Origin of the sequence: Citrobacter sp. Cpo061, assembly GCF_030332845.1 — a bacterium.
GTDB classification, from domain to species: domain Bacteria; phylum Pseudomonadota; class Gammaproteobacteria; order Enterobacterales; family Enterobacteriaceae; genus Citrobacter; species Citrobacter portucalensis.
Genome location: NZ_JAOWHB010000034.1, coordinates 181408 through 196680 on the forward strand (window position 1 = coordinate 181408; position 15273 = coordinate 196680).

13 protein-coding genes are annotated in these 15273 nt (G+C 53.5%); 8 read left to right on the forward strand and 5 right to left on the reverse strand.

Translation table 11 applies throughout. From position 1 onward, the window contains the following. Window positions 1-13 precede the first annotated feature (13 nt). Entirely contained in the window at window positions 14-2920 is a 2907-nt protein-coding gene (gene rapA, locus OGX97_RS04445; RefSeq protein WP_063941096.1) for an RNA polymerase-associated protein RapA, read from the forward strand. 11 nt (window positions 2921-2931) lie between these two features. Further along, the gene (gene rluA, locus OGX97_RS04450) at window positions 2932-3591 is read left to right on the forward strand and encodes a bifunctional tRNA pseudouridine(32) synthase/23S rRNA pseudouridine(746) synthase RluA (RefSeq protein WP_003018849.1); all 660 of its coding nucleotides are present in this window, start codon (window positions 2932-2934) and stop codon (window positions 3589-3591) included. Between the two features lie 95 nt (window positions 3592-3686). Here the strand turns inward: rluA and djlA are convergent, their stop codons facing one another. Further along, a complete protein-coding gene (gene djlA, locus OGX97_RS04455) occupies window positions 3687-4502 on the reverse strand; it encodes a co-chaperone DjlA (protein WP_235125468.1) in 816 nt (271 codons plus the stop codon). A gap of 379 nt (window positions 4503-4881) precedes the next feature. Between djlA and lptD the strand changes: the two genes are divergently transcribed. From lptD to apaH, 6 genes are all read left to right on the forward strand, one after another. After that, a complete protein-coding gene (gene lptD, locus OGX97_RS04460; RefSeq protein ID WP_279850909.1) occupies window positions 4882-7236 on the forward strand; it encodes an LPS assembly protein LptD in 2355 nt (784 codons plus the stop codon). A gap of 179 nt (window positions 7237-7415) precedes the next feature. Beyond that, window positions 7416-8702 carry a peptidylprolyl isomerase SurA gene (surA, locus tag OGX97_RS04465; RefSeq protein ID WP_279850910.1) on the forward strand — a complete coding sequence of 429 codons (1287 nt, stop codon included), beginning with the start codon at window positions 7416-7418 and terminating at the stop codon, window positions 8700-8702. Further along, window positions 8702-9694 (forward strand): 4-hydroxythreonine-4-phosphate dehydrogenase PdxA, encoded by a 993-nt coding sequence (gene pdxA, locus OGX97_RS04470; RefSeq protein WP_279850911.1) that lies wholly within the window; start codon window positions 8702-8704, stop codon window positions 9692-9694. Before surA ends, pdxA begins: the two co-directional genes overlap by 1 nt. Then, window positions 9687-10508: a 16S rRNA (adenine(1518)-N(6)/adenine(1519)-N(6))-dimethyltransferase RsmA gene (rsmA, locus tag OGX97_RS04475; protein ID WP_003829609.1), complete on the forward strand. Its 822-nt coding sequence runs from the start codon at window positions 9687-9689 to the stop codon at window positions 10506-10508. The genes pdxA and rsmA overlap by 8 nt, the downstream gene beginning before the upstream one ends. A 2-nt stretch (window positions 10509-10510) precedes the next feature. Next, on the forward strand, window positions 10511-10888 hold the full coding sequence (gene apaG / locus OGX97_RS04480) for a Co2+/Mg2+ efflux protein ApaG (RefSeq protein ID WP_003018867.1): 378 nt from the start codon (window positions 10511-10513) through the stop codon (window positions 10886-10888). A 10-nt stretch (window positions 10889-10898) separates the two neighbouring features. After that, complete coding sequence (gene apaH, locus OGX97_RS04485; RefSeq protein ID WP_003829612.1) at window positions 10899-11747, forward strand: bis(5'-nucleosyl)-tetraphosphatase (symmetrical) ApaH; 849 nt, start codon at window positions 10899-10901, stop codon at window positions 11745-11747. Between the two features lie 90 nt (window positions 11748-11837). Here apaH and folA read toward each other — a convergent pair whose 3' ends face one another. The 4 genes from folA to OGX97_RS04505 all read right to left on the reverse strand — a co-directional run bounded on the left by folA (window position 11838) and on the right by OGX97_RS04505 (window position 15238). Beyond that, the gene (gene folA, locus OGX97_RS04490; RefSeq protein ID WP_003018873.1) at window positions 11838-12317 is read right to left on the reverse strand and encodes a type 3 dihydrofolate reductase; all 480 of its coding nucleotides are present in this window, start codon (window positions 12315-12317) and stop codon (window positions 11838-11840) included. Window positions 12318-12515: 198 nt separating this feature from the next. Continuing rightward, window positions 12516-14378: a glutathione-regulated potassium-efflux system protein KefC gene (gene kefC / locus OGX97_RS04495; protein ID WP_003829616.1), complete on the reverse strand. Its 1863-nt coding sequence runs from the start codon at window positions 14376-14378 to the stop codon at window positions 12516-12518. Beyond that, on the reverse strand, window positions 14371-14901 hold the full coding sequence (gene kefF, locus OGX97_RS04500) for a glutathione-regulated potassium-efflux system oxidoreductase KefF (RefSeq protein ID WP_003829618.1): 531 nt from the start codon (window positions 14899-14901) through the stop codon (window positions 14371-14373). The genes kefC and kefF overlap by 8 nt, the downstream gene beginning before the upstream one ends. 103 nt (window positions 14902-15004) lie before the next feature. Beyond that, window positions 15005-15238: a YgdI/YgdR family lipoprotein gene (locus tag OGX97_RS04505; protein ID WP_003018880.1), complete on the reverse strand. Its 234-nt coding sequence runs from the start codon at window positions 15236-15238 to the stop codon at window positions 15005-15007. Window positions 15239-15273: the final 35 nt, after the last annotated feature.

Here is a 15273-nt window from a genome sequence, read left to right on the forward strand (position 1 = left end):
GAGCCGAACATATATGCCTTTTACACTTGGTCAACGCTGGATCAGCGATACAGAAAGCGAATTGGGACTTGGTACTGTTGTCGCCATGGATGCGCGAACCGTCACTTTACTTTTCTCATCGACGGGCGAAAACCGTCTGTATGCGCGCAGTGATTCCCCCGTGACCCGCGTGATGTTCAATCCTGGCGATACGATAACAAGCCATGAAGGCTGGCAACTGCATGTCGATGAAGTAAAAGAAGAAAACGGCCTGCTTGCCTATATCGGAACCCGCCTGGATACCGAAGAAACCGGTGTCACGCTGCGTGAAGTACTGCTCGACAGCAAACTGGTATTCAGTAAACCACAAGATCGCCTGTTTGCCGGCCAGATTGATCGCATGGATCGCTTTGCTCTGCGCTATCGCGCACGCAAATTTCAGAGCGAACAATACCGTATGCCGTGGAGTGGTTTGCGTGGTCAACGTACCAGCCTGATTCCTCACCAGCTTAACATTGCTCATGATGTTGGCCGCCGTCATGCCCCTCGCGTTTTACTGGCAGACGAAGTGGGTTTAGGTAAAACCATTGAAGCCGGGATGATCCTGCATCAACAGCTGCTGTCTGGCGCCGCAGAGCGCGTGCTGATCATCGTCCCGGAGACATTACAGCACCAGTGGCTGGTCGAAATGCTGCGCCGTTTCAACCTGCGTTTTGCGCTGTTTGATGATGAGCGTTATGCAGAAGCGCAGCACGACGCCTACAACCCGTTTGAAACCGAACAACTGGTCATCTGCTCGCTGGACTTTGCCCGTCGTAATAAACAACGTCTGGAGCACCTGTGTGACGCCGAGTGGGATCTGCTGATTGTCGATGAAGCCCATCACCTTGTGTGGAGCGAAGACGCGCCCAGCCGCGAATATATGGCCATTGAACAACTGGCAGAACGTGTGCCGGGCATCCTGCTGCTAACCGCTACACCGGAGCAACTGGGCATGGAAAGTCACTTTGCACGCCTGCGCCTGCTGGACCCGAGCCGTTTCCATGATTTCGCCCAGTTTGTTGAAGAGCAAAAAAATTATCGTCCGGTCGCCGACGCCGTCGCCATGCTGCTGGCAGGCAACAAGCTGAGTAACAATGAGCTGAACATGTTAGGCGACATGATTGGCGAGCAGGACATTGAGCCGCTATTGCAGGCGGCAAACAGCGACAGCGAAGACGCCCAGAGCGCGCGTCAGGAGCTGGTTTCGATGCTGATGGACCGCCATGGCACCAGCCGTGTGCTGTTCCGTAACACCCGTAACGGTGTGAAAGGCTTTCCGAAACGCGAGCTGCACACCATCAAGCTGCCGCTGCCGACCCAATACCAGACGGCGATTAAAGTCTCCGGCATTATGGGCGCGCGTAAAAGTGCGGAAGACCGGGCGCGCGACATGCTTTACCCGGAACAGATTTATCAGGAATTCGAAGGTGACACCGGCACCTGGTGGAACTTTGACCCGCGCGTGGAATGGCTGATGGGCTACCTGACCAGCCACCGCTCGCAAAAAGTATTAGTTATCTGTGCAAAAGCCACCACCGCGCTTCAGCTGGAGCAGGTTCTGCGCGAGCGCGAAGGTATCCGCGCTGCCGTATTCCATGAAGGGATGTCGATCATTGAGCGTGACCGCGCCGCAGCATGGTTTAGCGAAGAAGATAGCGGCGCCCAGGTAATGCTGTGTTCTGAAATCGGCTCCGAAGGGCGTAACTTCCAGTTCGCCAGCAATCTGGTGATGTTTGACCTGCCGTTCAACCCGGATCTGCTGGAACAGCGTATTGGCCGTCTGGACCGTATTGGTCAGGCGCATGATATTCAGATTCACGTTCCGTACCTGGAAAAAACCGCGCAATCTGTGCTGGTGCGCTGGTACCACGAAGGTCTGGATGCGTTCGAACACACCTGCCCGACCGGCCGTACCATCTATGACACGGTCTATAACAATCTGATCGGCTACCTGGCTGAACCAGAAAATACCGAGGGCTTTGACGATCTGATCAAAACCTGCCGCGAACAGCATGACGCGCTGAAAGCACAGCTGGAGCAAGGTCGCGATCGCCTGCTGGAGATCCACTCTAACGGCGGCGAAAAAGCACTGGCGTTGGCTGAGAGTATTGAAGAACAGGACGACGATACCAGCCTGATCGCCTTCGCCATGAACCTGTTTGATATCGTCGGTATTAATCAGGATGACCGTGGCGACAATTTAATCGTGCTGACGCCGTCCGATCATATGCTGGTGCCGGATTTCCCTGGGCTGCCGGAAGATGGCTGCACCATTACGTTCGAGCGCGATGTCGCCCTGTCGCGTGAAGATGCCCAGTTTATTACCTGGGAGCATCCGCTGATCCGCAATGGTCTGGATCTGATCCTCTCCGGCGACACCGGAAGCAGCACTATTTCGTTGTTAAAAAACAAAGCATTACCTGTTGGTACACTGCTGGTTGAGCTGGTCTATGTTGTTGAAGCGCAAGCGCCGAAACAACTGCAGCTAAACCGCTTCCTGCCACCAACGCCGGTACGCATGCTGCTGGATAAAAACGGCAATAACCTTGCTGCACAGGTTGAGTTCGAAACCTTTAACCGTCAGCTCAGCGCCGTTAACCGCCACACCGGCAGCAAACTGGTCAACGCCGTGCAGCAGGATGTTCATGCCATTCTGCAACTCGGTGAAGCGCAGGTGGAAAAATCAGCCCGTGCGCTGATCGACGCAGCGCGTAAAGAAGCTGACGAGAAGCTGACGGCAGAACTTTCCCGTCTCGAAGCGCTGCGTGCCGTTAACCCGAACATCCGTGATGACGAACTTAGCGCAATTGAAAGCAACCGTCAGCAGGTGATGGAAAGCCTGGATCAGGCGGGCTGGCGTCTCGATGCCCTGCGCCTGATCGTCGTGACGCATCAGTAACGGAGCCATACATGGGGATGGAAAACTACAATCCGCCGCAGGAACCCTGGCTGGTCATCCTGTATCAGGATGAACACATTATGGTGGTCAACAAGCCGAGCGGCTTGTTGTCTGTGCCAGGTCGTCTGGATGAGCACAAAGACAGCGTGATGACGCGTATTCAGCGCGATTATCCGCAGGCTGAATCCGTGCATCGTCTGGATATGGCAACCAGCGGCGTGATTGTAGTCGCGCTAACCAAAGCGGCAGAGCGCGAGCTAAAACGCCAGTTTCGCGAGCGCGAACCGAAAAAACAGTATGTCGCACGCGTCTGGGGGCATCCTGCTCCGGCCGAGGGTCTGGTTGATTTACCGCTGATTTGCGACTGGCCAAACAGACCAAAGCAAAAAGTATGTTATGAGACCGGGAAATCGGCGCAGACCGAGTATGAAGTCGTGGAGTTCGCGGCGGATAACACCGCCCGGGTCGTGCTCAAACCCATTACCGGACGCTCCCACCAGCTGCGTGTGCATATGCTGGCTTTAGGGCATCCTATCCTGGGCGACCGCTTCTATGCTCCGCCGGAAGCTCTCGCGTTAGCGCCACGCCTGTTGCTGCATGCAGAGATGTTAACCATCACGCATCCCGAATACGGCAACAGTATGACGTTTAAAGTCCCGGCGGATTTTTAAATTCTGAGCCAATTTATGCCGGGGGCGCTTCGCTTGCCCGGCCTACATTCATTAACGTAGGCCGGATAAGGCGCTAGCCGCATCCGGCAATTCAATCACTTGAATCCTTTTTGATCCTTAATCAGCTCGTAAGCTTTTTGGATTTCCTGCGCTTTTTGCTTCGCCATTTCCATCATCTCTGGCGGCAGACCTTTCGCAACCAGTTTGTCCGGATGGTGCTCGCTCATCAGCTTACGGTAAGCGCGCTTGATGGTGGTCGCATCGTCGGTCGTTTTCACACCCAGCACATTACAGGCGTCTTCCAGCGTCGGGCCGCGTTGCGCCTGCTGCCAGCCACCGCCGCCAGACTGCTGCTGATATCCGCCGCCAAACTGTGCGCCGCCCTGCATCATGCGCAGGAACTGATCAAATTGGGTGCGTGAGATCCCCAACTCTTCAGCAATCACATACAGCACTTCACGTTCGTTAGGATGCAACGACCCATCGGCAAATGCCGCCTGGATCTGAATCTCCAGAAACATGCGGATCAGATCGAATCGCCCAAAACAGACGCTGCGAAACTGACGCATCTTTTCACGTAATGGGTAATTATCCGATTTTCCTACCCGGAAGGCATGTTGTGCTGCCGTTCGCGAGTCACCGTGCAAATTCATCCGATCCATCAACAGGCTGGCGATATGAATATCGGCTTCCGTGACACGACCTTTGGATTTGGTCAGATGTCCCATCACCTCAAAAGTGGTGGCAAAAAACAGCGCCTGGCGTTCACGTTGGTTGGCAAACCACGCCATTTTGCGCATGCGGGCTTTGTCGAACATGTGGCCAACTAACAGCCCCAGAACCACACCCCAGAAGCCGCCGCCCATCATTAAGGCCACGGCTACACCAATTATCTTTCCCCAATACTGCATAGACTCCCCAAATCTTTCCGCTCTCAGCCAGGCTATGTCCCACAATATAAGGTGCTTTTACCGATTTACGGCTGCGGTCAATTGTGGGACATCGCCTATAATTTGCATTATCATACCTGTCATTCAATGCCGTGCCTAACACCACAAACGCTATACCCGTTGGATTTCGAGTTGCAGCAAGGCGGCAACGTAGTGAGTCCCCTGGAGCTTACCCATGTAAGTGACGGGGGTGAACGAGGAAGACAACGAAGATGCAGCTTGAAAGGTGGCGGGTATAAAATGGGCAGGATTAATACTAGCGAAGTGAAGATGAGATAAGTTAGGCTGTGACCGTTTGTCACGCGCGACGCTACTGATGATGGAACAATAAATACAACGTATGAAAAAACGTATTCCCACTCTTCTGGCCACCATGATTGCCAGCGCCCTCTATAGCCATCAGGGCCTGGCAGCCGATCTCGCCTCACAGTGTATGCTGGGCGTGCCGAGCTATGACCGTCCTCTGGTACAGGGCGAGACTAATGAGTTACCCGTCACCATCAATGCCGACAACGCAAAAGGGAATTATCCCGATGACGCGGTGTTTACCGGCAACGTGGATATCGCACAGGGTAACAGCCGCCTGCAGGCCGACGAAGTACAGCTTCATCAGAAGCAGGCTGAAGGCCAGCCGGAGCCAATACGTACCGTCGATGCGTTGGGCAATGTCCATTATGACGACAATCAGGTTATTCTGAAGGGGCCGAAGGGCTGGTCCAATCTGAATACCAAAGATACCAACATCTGGGAAGGTGATTACCAGATGGTCGGCCGTCAGGGGCGCGGGAAAGCCGACCTGATGAAACAGCGTGGGGAAAACCGTTATACCATTCTGGAAAACGGTAGCTTTACCTCCTGTCTGCCAGGTTCCGATACCTGGAGCGTCGTCGGTAGCGAAGTTATCCACGACCGTGAAGAACAGGTCGCAGAGATCTGGAACGCCCGTTTTAAACTGGGTCCGGTTCCGGTCTTTTATAGTCCTTATTTACAGTTACCCGTCGGCGATAAGCGCCGTTCCGGTTTCCTGATCCCGAACGCAAAATATTCCACCAATAACTATTTTGAGTTCTACCTCCCGTATTACTGGAACATTGCGCCCAATATGGACGCCACCATCACGCCACATTATATGCACCGTCGTGGCGGGATCATGTGGGAGAACGAATTCCGCTACCTCACCCAGGCGGGTGCGGGCTTGATGGAGTTCGACTATCTGAATTCCGATAAAGTGTACGAGGACGAACATCCGAATGATGACAATTCACGTCGCTGGCTGTTCTACTGGCAGCACTCTGGGGTGATGGACCAGGTGTGGCGTTTCAACGTCGACTACACCAAGGTCAGCGACTCCAGCTACTTTAACGACTTTGACAACAAGTACGGTTCCAGTACCGATGGCTACGCCACGCAAAAATTCAGCGTCGGATACGCGGTGCAGAACTTTGACGCCACGGTATCGACCAAGCAGTTCCAGGTCTTTGCTGATCAGAACAACAGTAGCTACTCCGCTCAGCCACAGCTAGACGTTAATTTCTATCAGAATGACGTCGGTCCGTTCGATACCCGGATTTATGGGCAAGCGGTGCATTTCGTTAATACCAAGGATTACATGCCGGAAGCAACGCGTGTTCACCTGGAACCGACGATCAATCTGCCGTTGTCGAATAACTGGGGCAGTGTCAATACCGAAGCGAAGCTGCTGGCAACGCACTACCAGCAGACCAACCTGGATTGGTATAACACCAATAATGCCACTAAGCTTGATGATTCCGCCAACCGCGTCATGCCGCAGTTTAAAGTCGACGGCAAGATGGTATTTGAGCGTGACATGCAAATGCTGGCGCCGGGTTATACCCAGACGCTGGAGCCGCGCGCGCAGTACCTGTACGTCCCGTATCGCAACCAAAGTCATATCAATAACTATGACTCCTCGCTGCTGCAATCTGACTACAGCGGCCTGTTCCGTGACCGCACCTATAGTGGTCTGGACCGTATCGCTTCTGCCAACCAGGTAACGACCGGGGTCACATCTCGCGTTTATGATGACGCGGCAGTTGAACGTTTTAATATTTCTGTGGGTCAAATCTACTATTTCACCGAGTCTCGCACTGGCGATGACCATACAGAATGGGAGAATGACGACAAAACAGGTTCACTGGTATGGGCTGGCGATACCTACTGGCGCATCTCCGATCGTTGGGGTTTACGCAGTGGGATCCAGTACGACACGCGTCTGGATAGCATAGCCACCAGCAATAGCAGTATCGAATACCGACGCGACGAAAACCGTATGCTGCAATTGAACTACCGTTATGCCAGCCCAGAGTATATTAAGGCCGCTGTACCTTCACGTGATGTAACTAACGCCCAGTATGAAAACGGGATTTCGCAGGTGGGCGCGGTGGCAAGCTTCCCGATTGCTGAGCGTTGGTCGATTGTTGGTGCTTACTACTTCGATACCAAGGTGAACAAAGAAGCAGATTCAATGCTTGGCTTACAGTACAACTCCTGCTGTTACGCCATTCGCTTCGGCTACGAGCGTAAGCTGAACGGTTGGGATAATACCCAGCAACACGCGATTTATGACAACACGATCGGCTTTAATATCGAACTGCGCGGTCTGAGCTCCAACTACGGTCTCGGCACCAACCAAATGCTGCGTTCGAACATTTTGCCGTATCAAAGCTCTTTATGATCTGATTTATTGATACCCAATGGATTTCGAGCTGCATTGAGGCGGCAACTGAGAGAATCCCCAAGAGCTTACATAAGTAAGTGACTGGGGTGAGTGAAGGCAGCCAACAAAAATGCGGCTTGAAAGACGAAGGGTATACAACGTAATCCGCATTGCGGTTAATTAATAATGGAAAAAGTATGAAGAACTGGAAAACGCTGCTTCTCGGTATCGCCATGATCGCGAATACCAGTTTCGCTGCCCCACAGGTAGTCGATAAAGTTGCAGCCGTCGTCAATAACGGCGTCGTTCTGGAAAGCGACGTCGATGGCTTAATGCAGTCAGTAAAACTGAATGCAGGTCAGGCTGGTCAGCAATTACCGGATGACGCCACGCTGCGTCATCAGATCCTGGAACGTTTGATCATGGATCAAATCCTCCTGCAAATGGGTCAGAAGATGGGGGTGAAAATCTCGGACGAGCAGTTGGATCAGGCTATTGCCAACATCGCCAAGCAGAACAACATGACGCTGGATCAGATGCGCAGCCGTCTGGCACAGGATGGCTTAAGCTATTCAACCTATCGTAGCCAGATCCGCAAAGAGATGACCATCTCCGAAGTGCGTAACAACGAAGTTCGCCGTCGCGTCACTATCCTGCCTCAGGAAGTGGATGCCCTGGCGCAGCAGGTAGGCAACCAAAACGATGCCAGCACCGAGCTGAACCTGAGCCACATTCTGATCCCATTACCGGAAAACCCAACGTCCGACCAGGTTAACGCGGCTGAAAGCCAGGCGCGCTCTGTTGTTGATGAAGCGCGTAACGGTAGTGATTTCGGCAAACTGGCTATTACTTATTCCGCTGACCAGCAGGCGCTGAAAGGCGGCCAGATGGGCTGGGGACGTATTCAGGAGCTGCCGGGTATCTTTGCCCAGGCGTTAAGCACTGCGAAAAAAGGCGATATCATTGGCCCAATTCGTTCCGGTGTCGGCTTCCACATCCTGAAAGTCAACGATATGCGTGGCCAAAGCCAGAGCATCTCCGTGACTGAAGTTCACGCTCGCCACATTCTGCTTAAGCCGTCGCCGATCATGACCGATCAGCAGGCGCGTCTGAAGCTGGAACAAATCGCGGCAGACATTAAGAGCGGTAAAACGACCTTCGCGGCAGCCGCTAAAGAGTTTTCTCAGGATCCAGGCTCTGCCAACCAGGGCGGCGATCTGGGCTGGGCTGCAGCGGATATTTTCGACCCTGCTTTCCGCGATGCGCTGACCAAACTTAACAAAGGCCAGATGAGCGTCCCGGTGCACTCCTCTTTCGGTTGGCATCTGATCGAACTGCTGGATACGCGTAACGTTGATAAAACTGACGCAGCGCAGAAAGACAGAGCTTACCGTATGCTGATGAACCGTAAATTCTCGGAAGAAGCAGCAACCTGGATGCAGGAACAGCGCGCCAGCGCTTACGTTAAAGTTCTGAGCAACTAATGACTCGTGCTCATCGCGTTGTTATCACTCCCGGCGAACCCGCCGGGATTGGCCCGGACCTGGTGGTTCAGCTCGCCCAGCGCGATTGGCCTGTAGAACTTGTTGTCTGTGCGGATGCAGCACTCCTCAATGACCGGGCAGCGATGCTCGGGTTACCGCTTTCACTCCTCCCCTACTCTCCAGATACCCCAGCCAAACCGCAATCAGCAGGCACATTGACGCTGTTACCGATTGCGCTGCGGGCACCTGTTGTCGCGGGTCAGTTGGCGGTAGAAAACGGGCAATATGTGGTGGATACGCTGGCTCGCGCCTGCGATGGCTGTCTGCAAGGTGAGTTTGCGGCGCTGATCACCGGCCCGGTTCACAAGGGCGTTATCAATGACGCTGGCGTCCCGTTTACCGGACATACCGAGTTTTTTGAAGAGCGCTCACAGGCAAAGAAAGTTGTTATGATGCTGGCGACCGAAGAGCTGCGCGTTGCCCTGGCAACCACGCATTTGCCGCTCAGAGCCGTTGCCGACGCCATTACGCCCGCCTTGCTTCAGGAAGTGATCGGCATTTTGCATCATGATTTACGCACCAAGTTCGGCATTGCCGATCCGCATATTCTGGTGTGCGGTCTTAACCCGCATGCTGGGGAAGGCGGTCATATGGGAACGGAAGAGATAGATACCATCATTCCGGTACTCGATGAACTGCGTGCGCAGGGAATGAAATTAAACGGTCCGCTGCCCGCAGATACGCTGTTTCAGCCCAAATATCTCGACCACGCGGATGCCGTGCTGGCAATGTACCACGATCAGGGTCTCCCCGTGCTAAAATACCAGGGATTTGGTCGCGGTGTGAATATCACGCTGGGCCTGCCCTTTATTCGCACATCCGTCGATCACGGCACCGCACTTGAACTCGCGGGCCGTGGACAAGCAGATGTCGGCAGTTTTATTACGGCGCTTAATCTCGCCATCAAAATGATTGTTAATACCAATGAATAATCGAGTCCATCAGGGCCATTTAGCCCGTAAACGTTTCGGGCAGAACTTCCTCAACGATCAGTTTGTGATCGAAAGTATTGTCTCTGCTATCAACCCGCAGAAAGGTCAGGCTATGGTCGAAATCGGCCCGGGCCTGGCGGCATTGACCGAACCAGTAGGCGAACGTCTGGACAAGCTCACGGTCATTGAACTCGACCGCGATCTGGCAGCACGCCTACAGACACACCCGTTTTTAGGGCCTAAGCTGACGATTTATCAGCAAGATGCCATGACCATGAACTTCGGCGAACTGGCACAAACGATGGGACAGCCGCTGCGCGTATTCGGCAACCTGCCGTACAACATCTCCACGCCGCTCATGTTCCATCTTTTTTCCTATACTGATGCCATTGCCGACATGCATTTCATGTTGCAAAAAGAGGTGGTGAATCGTCTGGTTGCAGGGCCAAACAGTAAAGCGTATGGTCGATTAAGCGTCATGGCGCAGTATTACTGCAATGTGATCCCGGTACTTGAAGTACCGCCTTCCGCATTTACGCCAGCGCCTAAAGTTGATTCAGCCGTTGTGCGTCTGGTCCCTCATACGACGATGCCGTACCCGGTTAAAGATGTTCGTGTGCTGAGCCGTATTACCACCGAAGCGTTTAATCAGCGCCGTAAAACGGTACGTAACAGTCTCGGCAACCTGTTTAGCGTTGAAGTACTGACAGAGCTGGGCATTGATCCGGCGATGCGAGCGGAAAATATCTCTGTCGCGCAATACTGCCGGATGGCTAACTATCTGTCAGAAAACGCGCCATCGAAGGAGAGTTAAACATGATCAATTCGCCCCGAGTGTGCATTCAGGTACAAAGCGTCTACATTGAGGCGCAATCCTCACCTGATGATGAACGTTACGTTTTTGCTTACACCGTAACTATCCGCAATTTGGGGCGAGCGCCTGTGCAGCTGTTGGGGCGTTATTGGTTGATCACTAATGGTCATGGCCGCGAAACCGAAGTTCAGGGTGAAGGCGTGGTTGGCGTCCAGCCCCACATCGAACCCGGCGAAGAGTACCAGTACACCAGCGGTGCGGTGATTGAAACACCGCTGGGCACCATGCAGGGTCATTACGAAATGATCGATGAACAAGGCATCGCCTTTACCATCGATATTCCCGTATTCCGACTCGCCGTTCCAACACTCATTCATTAAAACAATAACTATGGCGACATACCTTATTGGCGACGTTCACGGTTGTTACGATGAACTGGTAGCCTTGCTGCATCAGGTAGACTTTAATTCCGAAAAAGACACCCTATGGCTCACCGGCGATCTGGTCGCTCGTGGACCGGGCTCGCTGGACGTTTTGCGCTACGTGAAATCACTGGGCGACAGCGTGCGGTTAGTATTGGGTAATCACGATTTACACCTGCTGGCCGTATTTGCCGGTATCAGTCGTAATAAACCTAAAGACAGGGTCACATCGCTGCTCGAAGCACCGGATGCCGACGAATTACTTAACTGGCTCCGCCGTCAACCGCTGTTGCAGGTAGACGAAGAGAAGAAGCTGGTGATGGCGCATGCCGGTATCACCCCACAGTGGGACCTGCAGACGGCAAAAGACTGTGCTCGCGATGTTGAAGCCGTGCTGTCGAGCGACTCGTATCCCTTCTTCCTTGATGCGATGTACGGCGACATGCCCAATAACTGGACCCCGGAACTGACCGGGCTGGCACGCCTGCGTTTTATTACCAACGCCTTTACCCGCATGCGTTACTGCTTCCCTAACGGTCAGTTGGATATGTACAGCAAAGAGTCACCAGAAGACGCACCTGCCCCGCTGAAGCCGTGGTTTGCCATTCCTGGACCTGTCAGTGAAGCGTACAGCATTGCATTCGGGCACTGGGCATCGCTGGAGGGTAAAGGCACGCCAGAAGGCATTTACGCGCTGGATACGGGGTGTTGCTGGGGAGGCGATCTCACCTGTCTGCGCTGGGAAGATAAACAGTACTTCGTGCAGCCGTCAAATCGCCATCTGAATCTGGATCCTGGCGAAGCGGTCAACGCCTGATAGTCGTTTGCCGGATGCGGTGCTCGCACCTTATCCGGCCTACATTAGCTGGATGATAAGGCGTTTCGCCGCCATCCGGCACTTACAGTATTAACGACGTTCCAGAATCTCGAAGCAGTAGCTGTGAGAGTTTTGCGCGTCGGCATCGTGGAATTCACTGAACACCGACTCCCAGTCATCCGGTTCGTAGTCCGGGAAATGCGTATCCCCTTCCACTTCCGCATCAATGTGCGTCAGATACAGTTTCTGTGCTTTTGGCAGGAACTGCTCATACACACGCCCACCGCCAATTACCATAATTTCAGGTTCATCGCCGCAGGCCGCAATTGCTTCATCCACAGACTTCACCCACTGCACGCGATCGTCGGTGCCAGGCTTACTGCTGATGACGATATTTTTACGCCCAGGTAACGGTCGCCCGATGGATTCCCAGGTGTGGCGTCCCATGACAACCGGCTTGTTTAAGGTATTACGTTTAAACCAGGCGAGATCGGCAGGGAGGTTCCACGGCATGGCGTTCTCCATACCGATGACGCGATCTACCGCTAACGCCGCAATCAGACTGATCATTGAATATTTCCCGGATACAAAAAAATTGTCGCCACTATACGGAAAGCGCAATCTTTCGTCGACTGGCGGAAAGAGGATGAACAGGAAAATTTTCCGTTCTGCTGGCGAACCGACCTATTTAAGGTGGTACGCCAGCATTACAGTAGTTCAAAAACAGCCAATTAGCAGTAAAGTTTGCAGAACATCACATTTTTTACCCTATGCTGACGGTTTCACTTCCGGCTCATCGGCGACGTCGCCCGTATGCTTACCTTCATCCGTGCCTTGCCAGCCATGGCGCTGAATTAACGATAAGTGCTGACGATCTTCCGCAATAATTTCACTCAGCATTGCGCTGGTGCGTTTATAAACGGCCGCGCGGGAAGTCGCGTCATTTTCCCCTTTCACCATCTCCTCTACCATCATGGTATTGAATCGGCGGAATACGTCAGCCCGCTCACGTGCCTCATAGCGCCCAAGCCCGAGACCTTCCAGCGCCAGACGTCCGGTCTTCAGTGCACCTTCAAAGGTTTCACGTTCCGGCATATCCACGCCCGCCTGGCGCAAGCGGATGTAATGATCCACGTCGCGCGCACGAGCAATAATTTGCAGATGCGGGAAATGCTCTTTCACCATTTCGGTTAATTGCAGACTGGTTTGCGGATCGTCAATGGCATTAATAATGACTTCAGCTTTCGCCGCCCCGGCAGACTCCAGCAGATCCATCCGGGTCGCGTCGCCATAGAAAACCTTCATCCCGAATTTACGCAGCGTTTCGATATGATCCGGGTCATGATCAAGAACCACCATTTTGACCCCGCTCGACAACAGCAAACGACCGGTTATCTGGCCAAATCGCCCAAACCCGGCGATGATCACCCTAGGTTGTTCCTCATCGATTTCATCGGCTTCGCGCTCTTCCTCAGTCGCCGATTTTTCCAGACGCGTCAAAATCACCAGCAAAATCGGCGTAGCCGCCATCGACAACGCCACCGCCAGCGTCAGCGATTTCGCCCAGTCAGGATCGAGCACATTTGCCATTTGCGCCGCGCCAAACACCACAAAGGCAAACTCACTGCCCTGCCCTAATAATACGGCAAACCAGCGACGCTGCTTGTTCGGCACCTGCAACGGTTTCGCTATCAACCACAGCATGACGGTTTTGATAACCAGGAAACCGACCAGTAGAATGATAATGCGCAAGGGATTATCAATCAGCGTACCAAAGTCGATAGACATCCCTACACCGATAAAGAACAGCCCCAGCAGCAGTCCTTTAAATGGCTCAATGTCGCTTTCCAACGCGTGGCGATACTCAGAGCTTGCCAGCAGCACCCCGGCCAGGAATGCCCCCATCGCCATCGACAATCCAACCTCTTCCAACAGCAGACCGAAGCCAAACACGAGGAACAGCGCAACGGCACTGAACACTTCCCGCAGGCCCGAACGGGCGACAAAACGCAAGGCAGGACGTGTGACATAACGACCTAACAGCACCACCAGCACCAGTGCGCCCGCTACCTTAAGGGCAGACAATGCAAACGCCCCAAGCGTTGTTGATGCACCACTCGCTGCCAGTAATGGGATCATCGCCACCAGTGGAATAGCAGCGATATCCTGGAACAGCAGCACGGCAAACGCGCTGCGGCCCATTTGCGAAACCATCAGGTTGCGTTCATTCATTGCCTGCATAGCGATGGCCGTAGAGGAAAGCGCCAGCGTCATGCCGATCAGCTCCGCTACCTGCCAGCGCAGGCCGAGGAACATACAGAACACACCAATCAGGCCTCCGCAGACCACCATTTGCAATGCGCCGCCGCCGAACACCGAAGCTCGCAGTTTCCACAAACGTTGCGGATCCAGCTCCAGACCAATGACAAATAGCATCAGCACCACACCGATCTCCGCAAAATGCAGGATGGATTCGGCGTCCGTCACCAGCCTCAGGCCCCATGGGCCGATAATGCACCCGGCGATGAGATACCCCAGTACCGACCCGAGTCCCAGCCGTACGGCGATGGGGACAATCAGTGCCGCCGATCCGAGATAAATCAGCGCCTGTATCAGCGTATGGCTATCCATGGTGTGCCTCCTGCCATTCCATCAGACGCTGTTTGTAGTGACGCGCCTGCGCTTGCAGGGTTTCATCATCACAGATAAACGTACAGTGCATCGCAAACGGCGGTAGCCATTTGAGGCCACAATAAAGTGCCGTCGCCTGTAAGGGTTGAGAAAGCACATCAAATCCGGGATGGGAGCCAATATCGAAGTGGTTTTCACCGCCGCCGGTCGTCACCGCCCACAGCAGATGTTTACCGTGCAGCGCAGTACCGCCATGGCCATACGCCCAGCCGTGCGAAAGGACTTTATCCATCCACAGCTTGAGTAATGGAGGTGTGCTGTACCACTGCATCGGATGCTGCCAGATGATCAAATCAGCGCGTGCCAGCGCATCCTGTTCAGCGGCAATATCGATATTGAAGTCGGGGTAGAGCTGGTAGAGCGAGCGGATCTCCACGCCCTCCAGCGTCCTTGCCTGTTCAAGCATCCGCTTATTCGCATGCGAATGCTGCGGATAGGGATGCGCATAAATGATGAGGATCATGATTAGCCTGTTTCACTGCATTATTGTAATAACAGTGAGTTTAGTCACTTAATCCACAGGCTAACAGTCAATATTATTGAGTGGCTGAATGGAGAAAACTGAACTAGTTATCCAGTTCACTCATATCTTTAACCTGATCGCGGTTAATCTGTTCCGTCTTACCCGTTTGCGCATTTTTATACGACACCAGGCCAGTATCATCATCGACTTGCGGTTTGCCGTCAGTGACGATTGTTTTGCCATCGGTGGTTTTAACCGCCTGGTTTGAGGAACAACCGGCCACGGTAAACAGTGCTGCTGCGGTAAAAATTGAGGTGATCAGGATATGTTTTTGCATGGTGTTCTCCCTGCTTTTCAGTTGTTTTCAGTGAT